General features: G+C 29.3%; 11 protein-coding genes and 1 other annotated feature. Of the genes, 10 read left to right on the top strand and 1 reads right to left on the bottom strand.

Going from position 1 to position 16,576, the window contains the following annotated elements:
* The first annotated feature begins 96 nt into the window (after positions 1–96).
* From GXK56_RS21370 to GXK56_RS21340, 7 genes are all read left to right on the top strand, one after another.
* Positions 97–1,149 (top strand): AraC family transcriptional regulator, encoded by a 1,053-nt coding sequence (locus GXK56_RS21370; RefSeq protein WP_160691228.1) that lies wholly within the window; start codon positions 97–99, stop codon positions 1,147–1,149.
* An 18-nt stretch (positions 1,150–1,167) separates the two neighbouring features.
* Positions 1,168–2,484 carry a hypothetical protein gene (locus tag GXK56_RS21365; protein ID WP_160691226.1) on the top strand — a complete coding sequence of 439 codons (1,317 nt, stop codon included), beginning with the start codon at positions 1,168–1,170 and terminating at the stop codon, positions 2,482–2,484.
* 74 nt (positions 2,485–2,558) lie between these two features.
* Positions 2,559–4,499 carry a helix-turn-helix domain-containing protein gene (locus tag GXK56_RS21360; RefSeq protein WP_160691224.1) on the top strand — a complete coding sequence of 647 codons (1,941 nt, stop codon included), beginning with the start codon at positions 2,559–2,561 and terminating at the stop codon, positions 4,497–4,499.
* Between the two features lie 194 nt (positions 4,500–4,693).
* Positions 4,694–6,934, top strand: a complete 2,241-nt coding sequence (locus GXK56_RS21355) for a glycoside hydrolase family 3 N-terminal domain-containing protein (protein WP_160691221.1) — start codon at positions 4,694–4,696, stop codon at positions 6,932–6,934.
* A gap of 37 nt (positions 6,935–6,971) precedes the next feature.
* Entirely contained in the window at positions 6,972–7,763 is a 792-nt protein-coding gene (locus GXK56_RS21350; RefSeq protein ID WP_160691219.1) for an alpha/beta hydrolase family protein, read from the top strand.
* A gap of 17 nt (positions 7,764–7,780) precedes the next feature.
* Positions 7,781–8,884, top strand: a complete 1,104-nt coding sequence (locus GXK56_RS21345) for an alpha/beta hydrolase (protein ID WP_160691217.1) — start codon at positions 7,781–7,783, stop codon at positions 8,882–8,884.
* Positions 8,885–8,994: 110 nt separating this feature from the next.
* Complete coding sequence (locus tag GXK56_RS21340; protein WP_160691215.1) at positions 8,995–10,290, top strand: MFS transporter; 1,296 nt, start codon at positions 8,995–8,997, stop codon at positions 10,288–10,290.
* Between the two features lie 245 nt (positions 10,291–10,535).
* On the opposite strand, the gene GXK56_RS21335 is transcribed toward GXK56_RS21340, so the two are convergent.
* Positions 10,536–11,696: a right-handed parallel beta-helix repeat-containing protein gene (locus GXK56_RS21335; protein ID WP_160691213.1), complete on the bottom strand. Its 1,161-nt coding sequence runs from the start codon at positions 11,694–11,696 to the stop codon at positions 10,536–10,538.
* A 276-nt stretch (positions 11,697–11,972) separates the two neighbouring features.
* Between GXK56_RS21335 and GXK56_RS21330 the strand changes: the two genes are divergently transcribed.
* From GXK56_RS21330 to alaS, 3 genes are all read left to right on the top strand, one after another.
* The gene (locus tag GXK56_RS21330) at positions 11,973–12,284 is read left to right on the top strand and encodes a hypothetical protein (protein WP_160691211.1); all 312 of its coding nucleotides are present in this window, start codon (positions 11,973–11,975) and stop codon (positions 12,282–12,284) included.
* Positions 12,285–12,322: 38 nt separating this feature from the next.
* Entirely contained in the window at positions 12,323–13,384 is a 1,062-nt protein-coding gene (locus tag GXK56_RS21325; protein WP_160691209.1) for an iron-containing alcohol dehydrogenase family protein, read from the top strand.
* A 69-nt stretch (positions 13,385–13,453) separates the two neighbouring features.
* Positions 13,454–13,635: a binding site (T-box leader), on the top strand.
* 163 nt (positions 13,636–13,798) lie between these two features.
* Positions 13,799–16,438, top strand: a complete 2,640-nt coding sequence (gene alaS, locus GXK56_RS21320; RefSeq protein WP_160691207.1) for an alanine--tRNA ligase — start codon at positions 13,799–13,801, stop codon at positions 16,436–16,438.
* The last annotated feature ends 138 nt before the right edge of the window (positions 16,439–16,576 follow it).

The raw sequence follows: 16,576 nt of genomic DNA, 5'->3' as shown, positions 1-16,576 counted from the left end.
CCTTTTATGTGTTATGATATTGTAGATGTAAACGGATATATTTCAATCAAAATATCCTGTTTCTATAGTATAAAAAAATAAGAAGGTGATTTATAAATGTTTAATGAATCGATCATGAAAATAGATATATTTAAATCAAAGGAAAAAGAACAACATCTTCATAATTTTTTAGAATTATTATATGTCATAAAAGGGGAAGTATTTGTTAAAATTGAGTCTAACGAATATATAATGAAAAAAGATGATCTATTATTAATAAATGAAAATAATAGATATAAATATAAGACTTTAGATGATGCTATTTTGATTTGTATAAGCATTTCCTACATTGAATTGTGTGAAATTATAGAATATAGAGCTATAAAATTTAACTGTAATTCTGTAATTGATCATGGAAACGACTTTACAAAATTAAGGAAAAACATAAATAACATACTAGATTCTATTTTGAAAAACGAGAAAAAGTTAACATTAATAAGTTTACAATTTGATTTAATAGATAATTTAATAAATCAATTTGCTGTTACCGACGATAATACTGCAGGTAGCAGTAAAAATAAACATTCGGATAGATTAAATGAAATAACAAATTATATATATAAGAATTATAATAAACAAATTACTTTAAACGATTTGGCCAATAAAGAATTTTTATCAGTGCCATATTTGTCTAAATTTATAAAAGAACAATTAGGGATTACATTTACTGAATATTTAAATAGCATAAGGCTAAATCGTGCATTAGAGGATGTAATAAATACTGATTTACCATTAACACGAGTTGCGCTTGAAAATGGATTTGCTACAACTTTTATATTTAATAAATGTTTTAAAGAAACTTTTCATATGACACCAAGTGAATATAGAAAAAAATTTAAAAACAATAATAAGATGAATGATAAAGATATTTTAGAAGTTAATGAGGAAATAAAATCCTATTTAGATCAAAGTGATTTTCAGGAAAATTTAAATAATCAATCAACAAATGAATTGAAGGTTGAAATTAATATTAATAATAAGGTGGTAGTGAAAAAACATTATAACAAAATAATAAATATTGGATATGCAAGAGACATTTTGCAATCATTATTGCAAGAACATATATTAATGCTAAGAAATGAAATAAAATATGAATATGCACGTTTTTAGGGTATTTTTAATGCAGATATGAATATTGAGAACAAAGAAAATGATTACAATTTTTATAAAATCGATAAAATATTAGATTTTATAATAAGTACAGGAATGAAGCCATTTATTGACTTAATGCCTAAAGCAAAGAAGATATCTAAGAATACAGAAGAGTATCTTAGCCTTGAAACTGACGTCCTTAAATTTAGAACTTTAGAAGAATGGGAAATATTAATACATAAATTTATAGTTCATTGTATCAATAAATATGGGAAAGAAGAAGTAGAAAAGTGGTATTTTGAAGTTTCTCGAAATGAAAATATCAGTATTGTTGGAATTAACAAAGATGAAAACGTAATATATTTTGAAATATTTAATGTTATATATAATAAAATAAAAGAAATGCTGCCTAATGCAAAGGTGGGCGGACCAGGAGGAAACTTTACAAAGTCAAATGCTTCAGCTTTTTTTAGGGATTGGCGAAAATATAAAGCTAAACCTGATTTTGTATCCATTTTCATATATCCATATACTATGCTCATAAAAAGTGGTGAAACAGGAGCTCAGACTTCAAGTGAGAAGAATTACTTTTTATATAAATTAAAGAGCATAGAGAAAAATGTTAGTAATTTAGGTTATTATCCTGATGAAATAATTGTTAGTGAATGGAATTCAACTGTATCCAATAGAAATTATACTAATGACAGTTGTTCTAAAGCAGCATATATAATAAAGAATGTATTAGATAGTATTGGGAAAGTTGACAAATTAGGTTATTGGATGGCTTCAGATATCTCGGGTGAATACTTGGATACAGATTTATTACTCCAAGGTGGAACAGGGCTAATAAGTAGGAATGGTATAAAAAAACCTTCGTTTTATGCCTTTTCCTTCTTAGAAAAGCTTAGTAAAAATATAGTACAAAAAGGTGATAACTATATTATAACAAGCAATGGTAATAATTCATTTACTATGATATGTCATAACTATAAACATTTCAATAATTCTTATTTGCTAAATTCTGAAGAAAATATTAGTTTAAATGAATTAGAAGATTTTTATGAAGATGAAAATGAACAATTGATTACATTCGTTATTTCTAATATTCAAAATGGAAAGTATAGAATAAAGAGTTATTTATTAAATGAGGACAATGGAAGTGTATTAAATGAATGGATAAAGTTAAATACAGATAATCATTTGAAAATTGATGAAATAGATTATTTAAAAGGAATTAGCATACCAAAGCTTAAGCTTGAATATGCAGAGGTTTCTGATGGAATCTTAAATTATAGTTTAAGTTTATTACCACATGAAGTACGGTTAATAACTTTAGAAATTGATTATAATTAGGGTGAACGCTTCTTTCAATATTGAAAATAACATTTAGGGATAATTAAGTACATGGGAAAAGGTGATGAGATACTGTGTTTAAAGATGAAATAATTAAAAATAAGTATATTGAAAGAATAGACAAAATAAAAGAGTATATTAATAGTAACTATAAAAAATCAATAACTTTAAATGATTTTGCAGAAAAGGAGCTATTATCAATACCTTATTTATCTAAATTCATAAAAAAAAATTTAGGAATGACATTTACTGAATATTTAAACAGTGTAAGATTGAATTATGCATTGGAAGAATTAATTAATACGGATAAGCCTATAACAAGGATAGCACTGGAAAATGGTTTTTCTACAACCTTTTTATTCAACAAATGTTTTAAAGAAGCATATAAAAGCACACCAAATGAATATAGAAAAAAGTTTAAACGGGATAGTAAGATCGAAGATAAAATTAGTAATGAATTAGAAATATATTTAAATAGAAATCATATTCATGAATCGGAAATTGAGTCAACAAAAAAAGAAACTAAGATAATAATAGATATTAGCAAAGAAAAAAAAATAAAAAAGCATTATAATAAATTTTTAAATGTTGGATATGCTAATGATATTTTACAAACAATACTACAAGAACATATCCTGATGTTAAGATATGAATTGAAATTTGAATATGCTCGCTTTTGGGGTATTTTTAATGAAGATATGAATATAGGAAGTGAAGAGCAAAAGTATAATTTCTATAAAATAGATAGGGTATTAGATTTTTTTATTAATAATAAAATAAAACCATTTATAGATTTAAGTCCAAAAGCAAAGAGTATTTCCAAAAATGTTTTAGAAGTCATCAGTTTTGAAATTGAAGCTGTTAAGTATAGGAGCATAGAACAGTGGAAAGCATTATTAAATAACTTTATTATTCATTGTATTAATAGATATGGAAGAGAAGAAGTTGAAAAGTGGTATTTTGAAGTATCAACATATAAAATTTTAGAACCTAAGATTCAAGGTGAAAATTACAATTTAAAATATTATGAGATTTTTGATGCGGCTTATAGATGTATAAAGAAAATTATTCCTAATGCAAAAGTTGGAGGACCAGGTGATCATTTTGGAGAATCAGATCCAGCTGAGTTTTTTAAGGAATGGATGAACTTTAAATCAAAGCCAGACTTCATTTCAATATATATATATCCATATTCTACTGTTACAAAGAATGGTAAAGAAACAATATATCACTCAAATGATAAAGATTTTTTGGTTAATAAGCTTCATAATGTAAAAGAAATTATTAATAGTTTAGGATATTCAGGCGAGGAAATAATAATTAGTGAATGGAGTTTAACTATATCAAGTCGGAATTATATAAATGATAGTTGTTTTAAAGCAGCATATTTAGTTAAGAATATAATTGATAGTGTTGATAAGGTTGATTCCTTATGCTATTGGACGGCATCAGATATATCAGAGGAATATTTAGATATAAATTTATTATTACAAGGGGGAACAGGACTTTTAAGTAAAAATGGTATGAAAAAGCCTTCTTTCTATGCACTTTCTTTTTTGGAAAGACTTAGTGAAATTATGGTTCAAAAAGGGAAGAATTATATAATGACTAAAAAAAGTGATAGCATATTTACAATCATATGCCATAATTATAAACATTTCAATGATTTGTATTTTCAAAATTATCAAGAAAATCGTGGTTTTAAAAGCCTTATGGATATTTATGAAAATCAAAAGGAACTCAATATTTCTTTTTTAATTCAACATGTACCGAATGGAAAATATAGATTGAAAAGTTATATATTGAATGAGTCATATGGAAGTGTATTAAATAAATGGATAAAGCTAAATGCGGATAGTCGATTAAGAAGTGATGAAATATCTTATTTAAAAGATACTAGTATACCGGAATTAGATATAGAATATATAGATGTATTTGAATCAAAACTTAGTTATAGTTTGGAGCTGCAACCTCATGAAGTTAGATTATTAACTTTTGAGATTGATTATAATTAATTGAAATAATAGAAAAGATTAAAATCAGTGTTAAAGATTTTAATCTTTTTTTATTGAAAAGTTTTTATTAATGTAAATACTTAAAATCAATAACAAATTTAAATAAAAACATGAGATTTGAAAAAACGGTTACAGAGATATACTTAAAAAGTAGTAAACGTTTCATGAGAATTTTAATAAAAGGAGAAATTTTAATGTTTAATAAGAATAAACAGAAAGAATTTATAAGCAAAGATTATGAGCAAAAAATAGATGAACTCATAGGCGAAATGACTTTAGAAGAAAAAATAGGACAGGTAATACAAATATCTCCATCACTTTTTGGGGCGTTTGGAATGACACCTGATGAAATTATTGAAAAGTTAGTTAATGGTGAAATGACACCAGAACAATTTGAACAGTTAGAAAGAAATTACCATGAAGATGAAATAAGACAAGGTCTAATTGGTTCAATGGGTGGAGTAACTGGTGCTGAAAAATCAAATGAATTACAGAAAATTGCAGTAGAAGAATCAAGACTTGGAATACCTGTAATATTTGGTTTAGATGTAATTCATGGATATAGAACAGTATTTCCAATTCCATTAGCAGAAGCTTGTAGTTGGGAACCAGAATTAATGAAGGAAACAGCAAGAATAGCTGCAAAAGAAGCATCAGCAGCAGGGGTACACTGGACTTTTGCACCAATGGTGGATATATCAAGAGATCCAAGATGGGGTAGAGTAGCTGAAGGAGCAGGAGAAGATCCATATCTAGGAAGTGTTATAGCAGCAGCAAGAGTTGAAGGCTTCCAAGGTGGAGATTTATCAAGTGATGAAAGTATTTTAGCATGTGCAAAACATTTTGCAGCTTATGGTGCACCTGAAGGCGGAAGAGATTATAACACAGTAGATATGTCACTTCAAACTTTACATGATGTTTATTTACCTCCATTTAAAGCAGCAGCTGAAGCTGGAGCAGCAACTTTCATGAGTGCCTTTAATGATGTAAATGGAGTTCCTTGTACAACTAATAAATATCTACTTACAGATGTTTTAAGAGAAAAGTTTGGATTCAATGGATTTGTTGTTAGTGATGCTAATTCTGTAGCTGAATGTGCAATTCACGGACATGCAGCTGATAGAAAAGAAGCTAGTAGAAAAGCAATTGAAGCTGGACTTGATATGGATATGAGTCATGGAACATTTAGAGAAGATTTGCCAGAGCAATTTAAAGACGGAAAAATATCAGAAGAAGTATTAAATGAAGCTGTTAGAAGAGTGTTAAGAGTAAAATTTGTCATGGGTCTTTTTGATAATCCATATAGAACAGATAAAGAAAAAGAAGAAAAAACAATTCTTTGTGCAGAACATATAAAAACAGCAAGAGAGATGGCACGTCGTTCAATTGTATTATTAAAGAATGAAAATAATATGCTACCTCTAAAGAAAAATTTAAAGAAAATTGCAGTTGTTGGACCGCTTGCAGACAGTGCTGAGGAAATGCTAGGAACTTGGGCAATAGTAGGAAGAGCTGAAGATACTGTACCTGTACTTTTAGGAATTAAATCTGCAGTAAGCAATGATACAGACGTTGTATATTCTAAAGGCTGTGATTTAGATGGAGATAAAGAATATTTTGCAGATGCAGTAGAAGCAGCAAGTGGAAGTGATGTAATTATAGCAGTTGTTGGTGAAAGCTGCAGTATGAGTGGAGAAGCTGCTAGTAGAATAGATTTAACTTTACCTGGAAGACAAGAAGAATTATTAAGAGAATTAAGTAAGACTGGAAAGCCAATGATTGTAATCTTAATTAATGGTAGACCGTTATCATTACCTTGGGTATCAGAAAATGCAACTTCTATTGTAGAAGCATGGCAACTTGGAATACAAAGTGGAAATGCTATAGCAGATGTATTATTTGGTGATTATAATCCAAGTGGAAAATTAGTTGCTACTTTCCCTAATTCAGTTGGACAAGTACCTGTTTATTATAATCATCCAATGACAGGAAGACCAGCAGGACAAATTAAATTTACTTCAAAATATATAGATGGACCACATGAACCATTATATCCTTTTGGATTTGGCTTGAGTTATACAACTTTCAATTATGAAAACTTAGTTTTATCAGCTAATGAAGTTTCAAAAGATGGTAAATTAGTAGTTAGCGTTAATGTAACTAACACTGGAAGTGTATTAGGAGAAGAAATAGTTCAACTTTATGTTTCAGATGTTGTTGGTAGCAGAGTAAGACCTGTTAAGGAATTAAAAGGTTTCAAAAAAGTACTGCTTAAGCCAGGTCAATGTGAAACTGTAAGCATTGATATTAATGTTAATGAACTTGGATTCCATGATAATAATATGAACTATGTTATTGAGCCAGGTTTATTCAAAGTATTCGTAGGACCAAATTCAAAAGAAGGTCTTGAAGGCCAATTTAGCGTTATAGAATAGAAAAAATAATAAATCAATTAGAAGATAGGAGTTAATTATGGCTATAATAGATGTTAATTTTTTTTCAAATGCACTTGCAAGACAAGTTTCTTATAAAGCAATAATACCTGTAGATGGAGCAGTATTTCCAGGTAGACCTGCTAAGGAAGTTAAACCATTTAAAACAGTTTATTTATTACATGGAATCTTTGGAGATTTTACAGATTGGCTTATAAAGAGCAGAATTGCTCTATATGCTGAAGAGCATAATATAGCAGTTATAATGCCTTCAGGTGAAAATGGTTTTTATGTGGATCACGAAGCACCAAGAAGTTATTATGGAGAGTATATAGGTAAAGAACTAGTAGAAGAAACTAGAAAATTATTTAACTTATCTCATAAGAGAGAAGATACCTTTATTGCAGGCCTTTCTATGGGAGGGTATGGTGCACTTAGAAATGGTTTAAAATATTATACTAATTTTAGTGCAATAGCAGCTTTATCTTCTGAACTTATAATAGATGATGCAGTAACTTCAAATGAAGAACATCCTTTTGAATTTGGAAGAAAGAGTTATTATGAAGCTGTATTCGGTAAAGTAGAGAATATAAAAGGTAGTGATAAGGATCTTGAAGCTCTAGTTAGGAAGATTATGACAGAGAATGGTGATATGCCTAGATTATATCTAGCTTGTGGTACAGAAGATTCCTTATTACCCAATAATCATAAATTTAGAGATTTTCTAGCATCTGAAAAAGTTGCTCATACTTATGAAGAGGGTCCAGGTGTTCATGATTGGAAGTTCTGGGATGAATATATAGAAAAGGCTATTAAGTGGTTATTAAACTAGTTATAGTGAGGTAAGTTATGAACAATTATAATAAAGCAAAACAAGATGAATTAGTATCTCTTTTAGAAAAGAAAGCAGAATTAAGAAATGTTCATGGCTTGGATATGTTGATAAAACATATCCCTGACCTTGACATTGAAGGTGGATTCGATCCAAGAGTAAAGGCAGAAATTGAAAAAATGGCAAAGGAAATGGCAGAACATTCTATGGATATTAAAAAGCTATTTGAAAATATGCCTATAGAAATAATGAGACAAGGTATGGGGTATCCCAATATTGATATATCAAATGGGATTAGTATAAGTGATAAGGTTGTAGAAGGAAGAAATGGCAGCGTCAATGTAAAGGTTTATACGGCTAATAAATCAGAAAAAATGCCTGCAATAGTATTTATACATGGTGGAGCATTTTGTGGTGGAAGTACAAAGACAGTAGAAAATCCTTGTAAATATTTAGCTGAAAAGATACAGGGAGTTGTAGTTTCCGTTGATTATAGACTATGTCCAGAACATAAATTTCCGCAAGGGTTTCATGATTGCTTTGATACAGTGAAATGGCTTTATGAAAATTCAGAGAAATTAAATGTTGATAATGAAAAGATTGGTATTTCAGGTGATAGCGCTGGAGGTAATCTTTCAACAGTATGTTCCTTAATGGATAGAGATATAGGAACTAAAATGATAAAGTTCCAAGCATTGCTGTATCCAGGAGTATGTTTAACAGAAAATCAGGTTGAAGATTATAAGTTTGATTTAAATCTATATAACATAAAGGAAGATTATGAATTGGTGAAAAATGCAATAATGATGATAACAAATTTCCCACCAATTTCAGCAATTTATGTAGATGAAGTGAAGGAAACTGAAAATAAATATGTATCACCACTTTTGGCTGAAAATTTAAGAGATATGCCAAAAACTCTTATAGTAACTGCAGAATATGATTATTTAACTCTGGAAGCAGAAGCATATGCAAGAAAGCTAATAAGGGATGGAGTTGAAACAAAAGTAATTAGATATAATGGTGTTGATCACGCCTTTATTGATAAGTTAGGGGTATATCCTCAAGCTCAAGATTGTATGAATGAGATAGCTAAAGCATTTCAAGCTGCAATATCATAACACTGATTTTAGTTAATAATTTTATTCGGAATGGAAGCAAAGTAAAAAAATAGGTTAAAACGTTTTCGAAACTAGAAGTATAAAAAATTAATACAAAGGGGATAAAAAATATGGAAAATAATACACAACAAAAAACGCCTTTTTTAACACTAATTATAGTAGCATCACTAATTTTATTTGTTTCACTACCAGCTATTGTTTTAGTTAATGCGGGACTTATTCAATTTACAATTATTAAATTAGTTGGGCCTCAAAATGTTACAGCTATGTATAGTTTAGCAGCTGGTATTAGTGGGGTAGCTATAGTAGTAATGAATCCAATTGGTGGATTTTTGGCAGATAAAACTCGTCTGAAATTTGGAAGAAGAAAAACTTGGATAGTTGGTGGAAGTATATTTGGTGGATTATCAATGATTGTGCTTGCTTATGCACCTTCGATACCAGTTTTGATTTTAGCATATATTTTAATTCAATTTTTCTATGGAATGGTATTCTTATCATGTTATGCAATGGTGCCAGAACAAGTTGATCCAAGTAAATTTGGTAAAATATCAGGATTTTTTGGTGCAGCAGGACCTTTAGGAATTATGGTTGGGTTTATGTTAGTAGGGGCATATGCAGAAGTGCCTGTTGAGAAAAAGCTTATGGTAATTGCAGCAGTACAACTTTTAGTTTCTCTTATTTCAGTATTATTTCTTAAAGACAACTGTTATCAAAGTAATAGATTAGACAAACAAGACAAGAATTTTATTAAAGGTTTAAAGAATTTCTATCCAAATGTAAAGAAATATCCAAACTTTACTTGGGCATTACTTACTAAGTTATTAATGGCTATGGCAAATTCAAGCTTAAATATAATGACACTTTACTATATAGCAAGATTTCAGCTAGGGGAAGTTGAAATTATGAAGCTTAATGCAACTACATCATCAGCAATATTATTAACGGTTGGATCAGGAATACTTGGTGGATTCTTATCAGATAAATTTAAGAAACAAAAAGTATTTGTAATAGGATCAGCGCTATTATCTGGTGCATGCTTAGTAGGTTTTGGAATTACACATAATCTAACGTTTGTAATAATTGCTTACTTTATGTTTAACTTTGTATATGGAATTTTTGGTGCAGTTGATAATGCACTTGTAAATAGAGTTCTTCCTTCAAAAGAAGATGCTGGTAAAGATATAGCTATTATAAATACAACAACACAATTAGGTTCAGCAATTGTTAGTTTTGCAACACCAGTAGTTTTATCAATGGGTATTTCTATGATAGGTGGAGATGGATATACTGTTTACTTTATTGTTCTTGCAGTGACTACAGTTTTAGCGGCTTTAACAGTATTACCAATTCCAGAAATAGGCTCATCTCAAAGTGAAAATAATTCTGAAATTGTTACTGAATAAAACATTTTTTCTAAAAATATAAAACTTTTAGATTCTAGTTTCCATAAAATTATTTAAGAGCGTTATGTAGAATGTTTAAGTTTGGCTGTTGTTATGCCATCAGCACAAATGAGTTTATATTCAAATATGGCTTATGTGGATCGTTATTTTCAAGGAAAATAACGTTTATAATTTGAATTAGAGCAGATTCATTTAAGGCAATCTGCTCTAATTTTATTTAAGCACGGTTAAGCACCTTATTTAAATTAATTCCAGCTATTGGTATTGGTGGTGCAATTATCAAAACTTACATTATCTGTATTAGTTAATAAGAAATCAGATTTATTGTTACTTATTTGAGAATCCTTTAATATTATTTTGCTATCACTGGTTCCAGAGTAATCATTTGTATTAAAGAAATATACTTTATCAAAACGAACAGATGGATCAGTAGATTGGGAATTATTTTTTATTATACATTTATCAAGTAATACATTTGATTTTTGTGTGGCCTCAATAAAACTCCAGCCAAAATTATTATTATCAGTCATTTCACATTTTTCAAAAGTAATATTTTGAGAATTATCGACAGCTATAATATTACTGAACGCTTCATTATTAACTAATTTTGCTTCTGAAAATTTAATAGCATTTGAGTTGCGGATTTCCACAGCTCTTAAAGAACAATGATCTATTTTTGAATTTGAAAAAGTAAGATTTCTTACGGAATTCAAATCTAAGCCTATACTTCCACAGCCATATAGTTCAGAATTATCTACTGAAATATTATTACTGTTACTGAATTTAAGAACTCCAGCATTGCATTCATATTTACTAGGTGTATGGCCTGCTACAATATTTTTTATAGTTATATTTTGAACATTACTAAAATTTATTATATTTGCATAACGAGGTTCAACTTTTATTTCTACCTTCCCTGAAGTCATACCTTCAATAGTAAGGTTATGGATGTTCTGTACGTTCAATTCCTTACCATCTGTTACAGTTTCCCAGGTTACTGATTTATTAGAATTATCAGTTTGAGTAATAGTAGATAAATTATAGGTTCCAGGCTTTAAAACTATTTTTTTATTTGAACCTATAGCACTAACCAATTCAGCAGCAGTTCCTACAGTAACCTCAGTAATTTTCTCATCAGAAGTAGCTGGCTCTGTTTTTATCCAAGCTCCATTTGAGCCTAATTTAAAACCATCAATTACAGTACCATGAGCCATATATCCGTCAGAATAAAAATAATACCAATTTCCATTAATCTCCCACCAACCAGTAGCACAGGTGTCAGGAATATACCACCAGCCTTTGTTATTATGTTTCCATTCAGCCTTTGCAGAAATTGGAGTAAATACAAATATTGAAGTAAGCATTAATGAAGTAGCTATAATCTTGAATAAAGTTTTATTAATCATTTTTATCCCCTCCTGAAATATCAATAACTTTATTTTATCATAATAGAAAAAAGTTTAAAATATTACAATTGTTGCTATAATATAGATATTAAAGATTAATAGCAACTATTACATTGGGAATTATTGTTTGTAGTTCTGGTTACTATTAGATAAAAAGGCATGATTTTATACATAATTTGTGATCAGTAATTCCATGAGAAGAGCAAATAATATATACTTATAGAGATAAGTGTTTTTTTGAATACAGAGAATAAGAATAAAAATGGAGGAAACAATATGGAAGAAATAAATAGTTTTGTTAGCCAAAATCCACTGCATCTTACAACGAATACTATAATTTTAATTGCAGTAGCTGTGGTTGCTATTTATATTTTAATAAAAGCAATAGGAAATTTGATAAAAATAGCTGCAATGTTAGCAGTATGCTATTTTGTACTAATGTCTCTTCAAAGTACTAATCTTGTTAACATACCAGTAATTAAGCAAACTTATGCTACTATTGAAAAAGTAATGCCATCTAAGGAACTGTGGACAGAAACCGTGGAGAAGGTTGATAAAATAAATAAGGTTGTTAATGATTTAAAATAAGTTTTATTTTATTTGGTATAAAAGGAGTGAGATAATATATGAAAGCATCAACTCATAGGATAGCTATTCCTTCAATTTTGGAGGTTGGTAAAGGGAACATAAATAATGTGGGAAGTTTAATAAAAAAGGCTATGTTTTATAAAGTTTTATTATGTTTTGGAGAAGGAATAGAAGAATTATTTGGAGTTTCAATAAGAGATTCATTAAAAGAAGCTAATATTGAAATTTCTAGGGTGGAAGTAATATCTAATATTAACTTTGAGGAAATAAGCCTAAAGGCTTTTGAAATACCTAATGATGTAGAAGCTATAATTGGAATTGGAGGGGGAAAAGCTATCGATGCAGCTAAATACATGAGTTTTTTGAAAAAGCTACCATTCATAAGTGTTCCAACTTCAACCTCAAATGATGGCTTTTCCAGCTCAGGTGCTTCACTTTTAGTTAATGGAAGGCGTATGTCGCTGTCTGCTAAAACTCCATATGGAATTATTGTGGATATTGATGTAATCAAAGGAGCTCCAGAAAAATTTATATTTTCAGGAATTGGGGATTTAATATCAAATATTACTGCTCTTTATGACTGGAAATTTGAAGAAGAAAATGGAAAAGTGATTATTGATGATTTTGCAACTATGATTTCTAAAAAGGCAGTTAATAGTTTTGTTAGGACTGAATTTAAATCAATTAAAGAAGATTTATTTTTAAAAGAGTTGGTAGATTCACTTACGCTAAATGGAATCTCTATGGAAATAGCAGGAGATAGCTCGCCAGCATCTGGAGCTGAGCACTTAATTTCTCATGCCTTAGATAAATTTGTTGAGACACCTCAGCTTCATGGAATACAAGTTGGAATGGCAACATATATTATGTCTAAGGTTCAAAAACATAGATTTGAAAGAATAACAAAAGTGCTTATGGAAACAGGCTTTTTTGAATATGCAAAAACTTTAAAAATGAAAAAAGAAGATTTTAAGAAAGCAATTGATATGGCGCCATCAATAAAACCAAATAGATATACTTATCTTCATGTTGAGGAAAATAGAATATTGGCTAAAAAAATCATAGATGAAGATAAAATATTAAATGATGTATTGCTGTGAGTTAAAAGCTAAAGTTGTATATTGACATAATTAACTAGATGAAATATAATTTTTGATGAAATAATTAAATATTAAGCGATGATTAGGATGAGTAAATTTATTATAGACATTTAGAGAGGAAGTGCTTGGTGAAAACTTCTTGCTATGTATTTTGAAGCTACCTATGAGCTATAAATTACTAAGTGATGTATTTAAAGATTAGAAATACATAATTAGGGTGGTACCACGGAAATTCAGCTTTCGTCCCTTTGTTTCATAGGGCGAGAGCTTTTTTATTTGGTAATTAACATAAAGAAATCATTTAAAATCTTCATCAGAAGATAAAAAATAAAAAATATGATATTCTAAAGGAATATCATAATCAACAGTTAACCGTTATCTGCTAACTGTTAACTGATTTAATTGGAGGTAGTTATGAAATTTACAAAAACAAATGACCTAAGAGAAGCATATTTAAAATTTTTTGAAGGTAAAGAACATTTAAGATTAGAAAGTTTTTCATTAGTTCCTAAAAATGATAAGAGTTTATTATTGATAAATGCTGGTATGGCTCCCTTAAAGCCTTACTTTACAGGACTGCAAGAGCCACCAAAGAAAAGAATCACTACTTGTCAAAAATGTGTTAGAACTGGCGATATTGAAAATGTAGGTATTACAAGCAGACATGGTACTTTCTTTGAAATGCTTGGAAACTTTTCTTTTGGTGATTATTTTAAAAAAGAAATAATTCCATGGGCATGGGAATTCATAACTGAAGTGTTAGAAATGCCAAAGGAAAAATTATATGTGACAATATATTTAGATGATGATGAAGCATATGAATACTGGACTACACTTACAGATGTAGATAAGAGTCACATATTCAGATTAGGTAAAGAAGATAACTTCTGGGAACATGGCGCGGGTCCTTGTGGTCCTTGTACAGAAATCCACTTCAGTAGAACAGAAGAAGTTCCAACAAATTCTGAAGAATTTGTTACTTTATCAGATGCAGATAAGATAATAGAGTTTTGGAACCTTGTATTTACTCAATTTGATGGTGACGGAAAAGGTAATTATGAAAAACTTGCAAATACTAACATAGATACAGGAATGGGACTAGAAAGACTAGCGGTTATAATGCAAAATAAAAATAGTATATTTGAAATTGACACATTAGAAAATATATTAAGTGAAGTTGCAAAGATTGCTAAGGTAGAATATGGAGCAGATCATAAAACAGATATTTCTTTAAGATTAATAACTGATCATATCAGATCAATATCTTTCTTAATTTCAGATGATGTAATGCCATCTAATGAAGGAAGAGGATATGTTTTAAGAAGACTTCTTAGAAGAGCTGCAAGACATGGAAAGACTTTAGGAATTAAAGATGCATTCTTATGCAATTTATGTGATATTGTTATTAGAGATTGTAGTAGCGCATATCCAGAATTAGAAGCTAAAAAAGAATACATTAAAAAGGTAATTAAAATAGAAGAAGATAAATTTAGAGAAACTTTAGATTCAGGAATGGAGATCTTAAATGGATTTATAAGTGAATTAAAAGAAAAGAATGAAAAAGTTCTTAGTGGTGTAGATGGGTTTAAATTATATGATACTTTTGGATTCCCAATGGAATTAACTATGGAAATCTTAGAAGATGAAGGTTTATCTTTAGATGAAGCAGCTTTCCAAGAAGAAATGAAAGTTCAAAGAGAAAGAGCAAGAAGTGCAAGAAAAACTTCTAATTACATGGGAACAGATGTTAATATTTCAGATGCAATACCAGCTGAAGTAGAAACTGTTTTTGATGGTTATGATAATGATACGTTAGAGGCAGAAGTTAAAGTTTTAATTGAAGGCGAAGACTTTGCAGATAGTATTACAGAAGGAAATAAAGCTATTATAGTTACAGATGTTACTCCTTTATATGCTGAAATGGGAGGACAAATAGGAGATACAGGTTTAATATACAATGATAGCTTTAAGGCTAAAGTTGTTGATACTAAAAAGAATATTGGTGGAAAGATAGTTCACTTTGTAGAAGTTTTATCAGGAGAATTAAAAGTTAATGATAAAGTTACTATAGAAGTAGATAAAGCTAGACGTGAAAGTATTAAAAAGAACCATACTGCAACTCATCTATTAGATAAGGCATTAACTACAGTTCTTGGGTCACATGTTCACCAAGCAGGTTCTCTTGTAACTAATGATAGACTTAGATTTGACTTTTCTCACTTTGAAGCTATGACAGATGAAGAAATAGCTAAAGTAGAAGATTTAGTAAATGAAGCAATAACAAGTGTAACACCTGTAGTTACAAAGGTTATGGATCTTCAAGAAGCAAAAAACAGTGGAGCTATTGGTATATTTGATGATAAATATTCTGATAAAGTTAGAGTTGTAATGGCTGGAGAATATTCTAAAGAATTATGTGGTGGTACACATATAGATAATACTGGAAAGATAGGGCTATTTAAAATTGTATCAGAAAGTGGTATTGCAGCAGGAACAAGAAGAATAGAAGCTGTAATTGGTAAAGAAGCTTATAAGATAGTTAATGAAAAGAAGGATTTAATAAAAGAAATTTCAAGCAAGCTTAGATGTTCAGAAAAAGAACTTTTAGCTAAACTTGATCAACAAGTTAAAGAATTAAAAGATAAAGATAAAGAAATAGGAGCATTAAAAGCTAAATTTGCTTCAATGGGTCTAGATGATATAATAGCATCAGCAAAAAATATTAAAGATATTAATGTAATTGCATACGAATTAAGTGATGTTGATGGAGATGCTTTAAGAGAAGTTTGTGAAAAAGTAAGAGATAAGGTTGAAAATAGTGTAGTAGTGCTTATGAGTGCTAAAGATGGAAAGGCTGTTATCTGTGCTATGGCAACAAAAGATGCAGTGGCAAAAGGCGCTCATTGTGGTAAATTAATAAAAGAAGTATCTGCTGTACTTGGCGGAGGTGGAGGCGGAAGACCAGACATGGCTCAAGCCGGCGGAAAATCACCAGAAAAGATAAAGGAAGCAATTGAAGTTGCCTATAAAATGGTAGAAACTTTAGCAAAGTAGTATATACTTTTGAAAAAAAATAGGTTATAATCTAAATATGGATTATGCGAATACAATTAAAAATTTAAGTAAATAATAAATATGGATATCGTTTCCTTAGACAATGATTAAGGGGGTGAGCTGCATAAGCAGCGTACT

The organism is Clostridium sp. C2-6-12 (genome assembly GCF_009928485.1).
Taxonomy (GTDB): Bacteria; Bacillota; Clostridia; order Clostridiales; family Clostridiaceae; genus Clostridium.
Note: the sequence above shows the minus strand (reverse complement) of the source record. Positions and strands in the feature narration are given on the sequence as shown.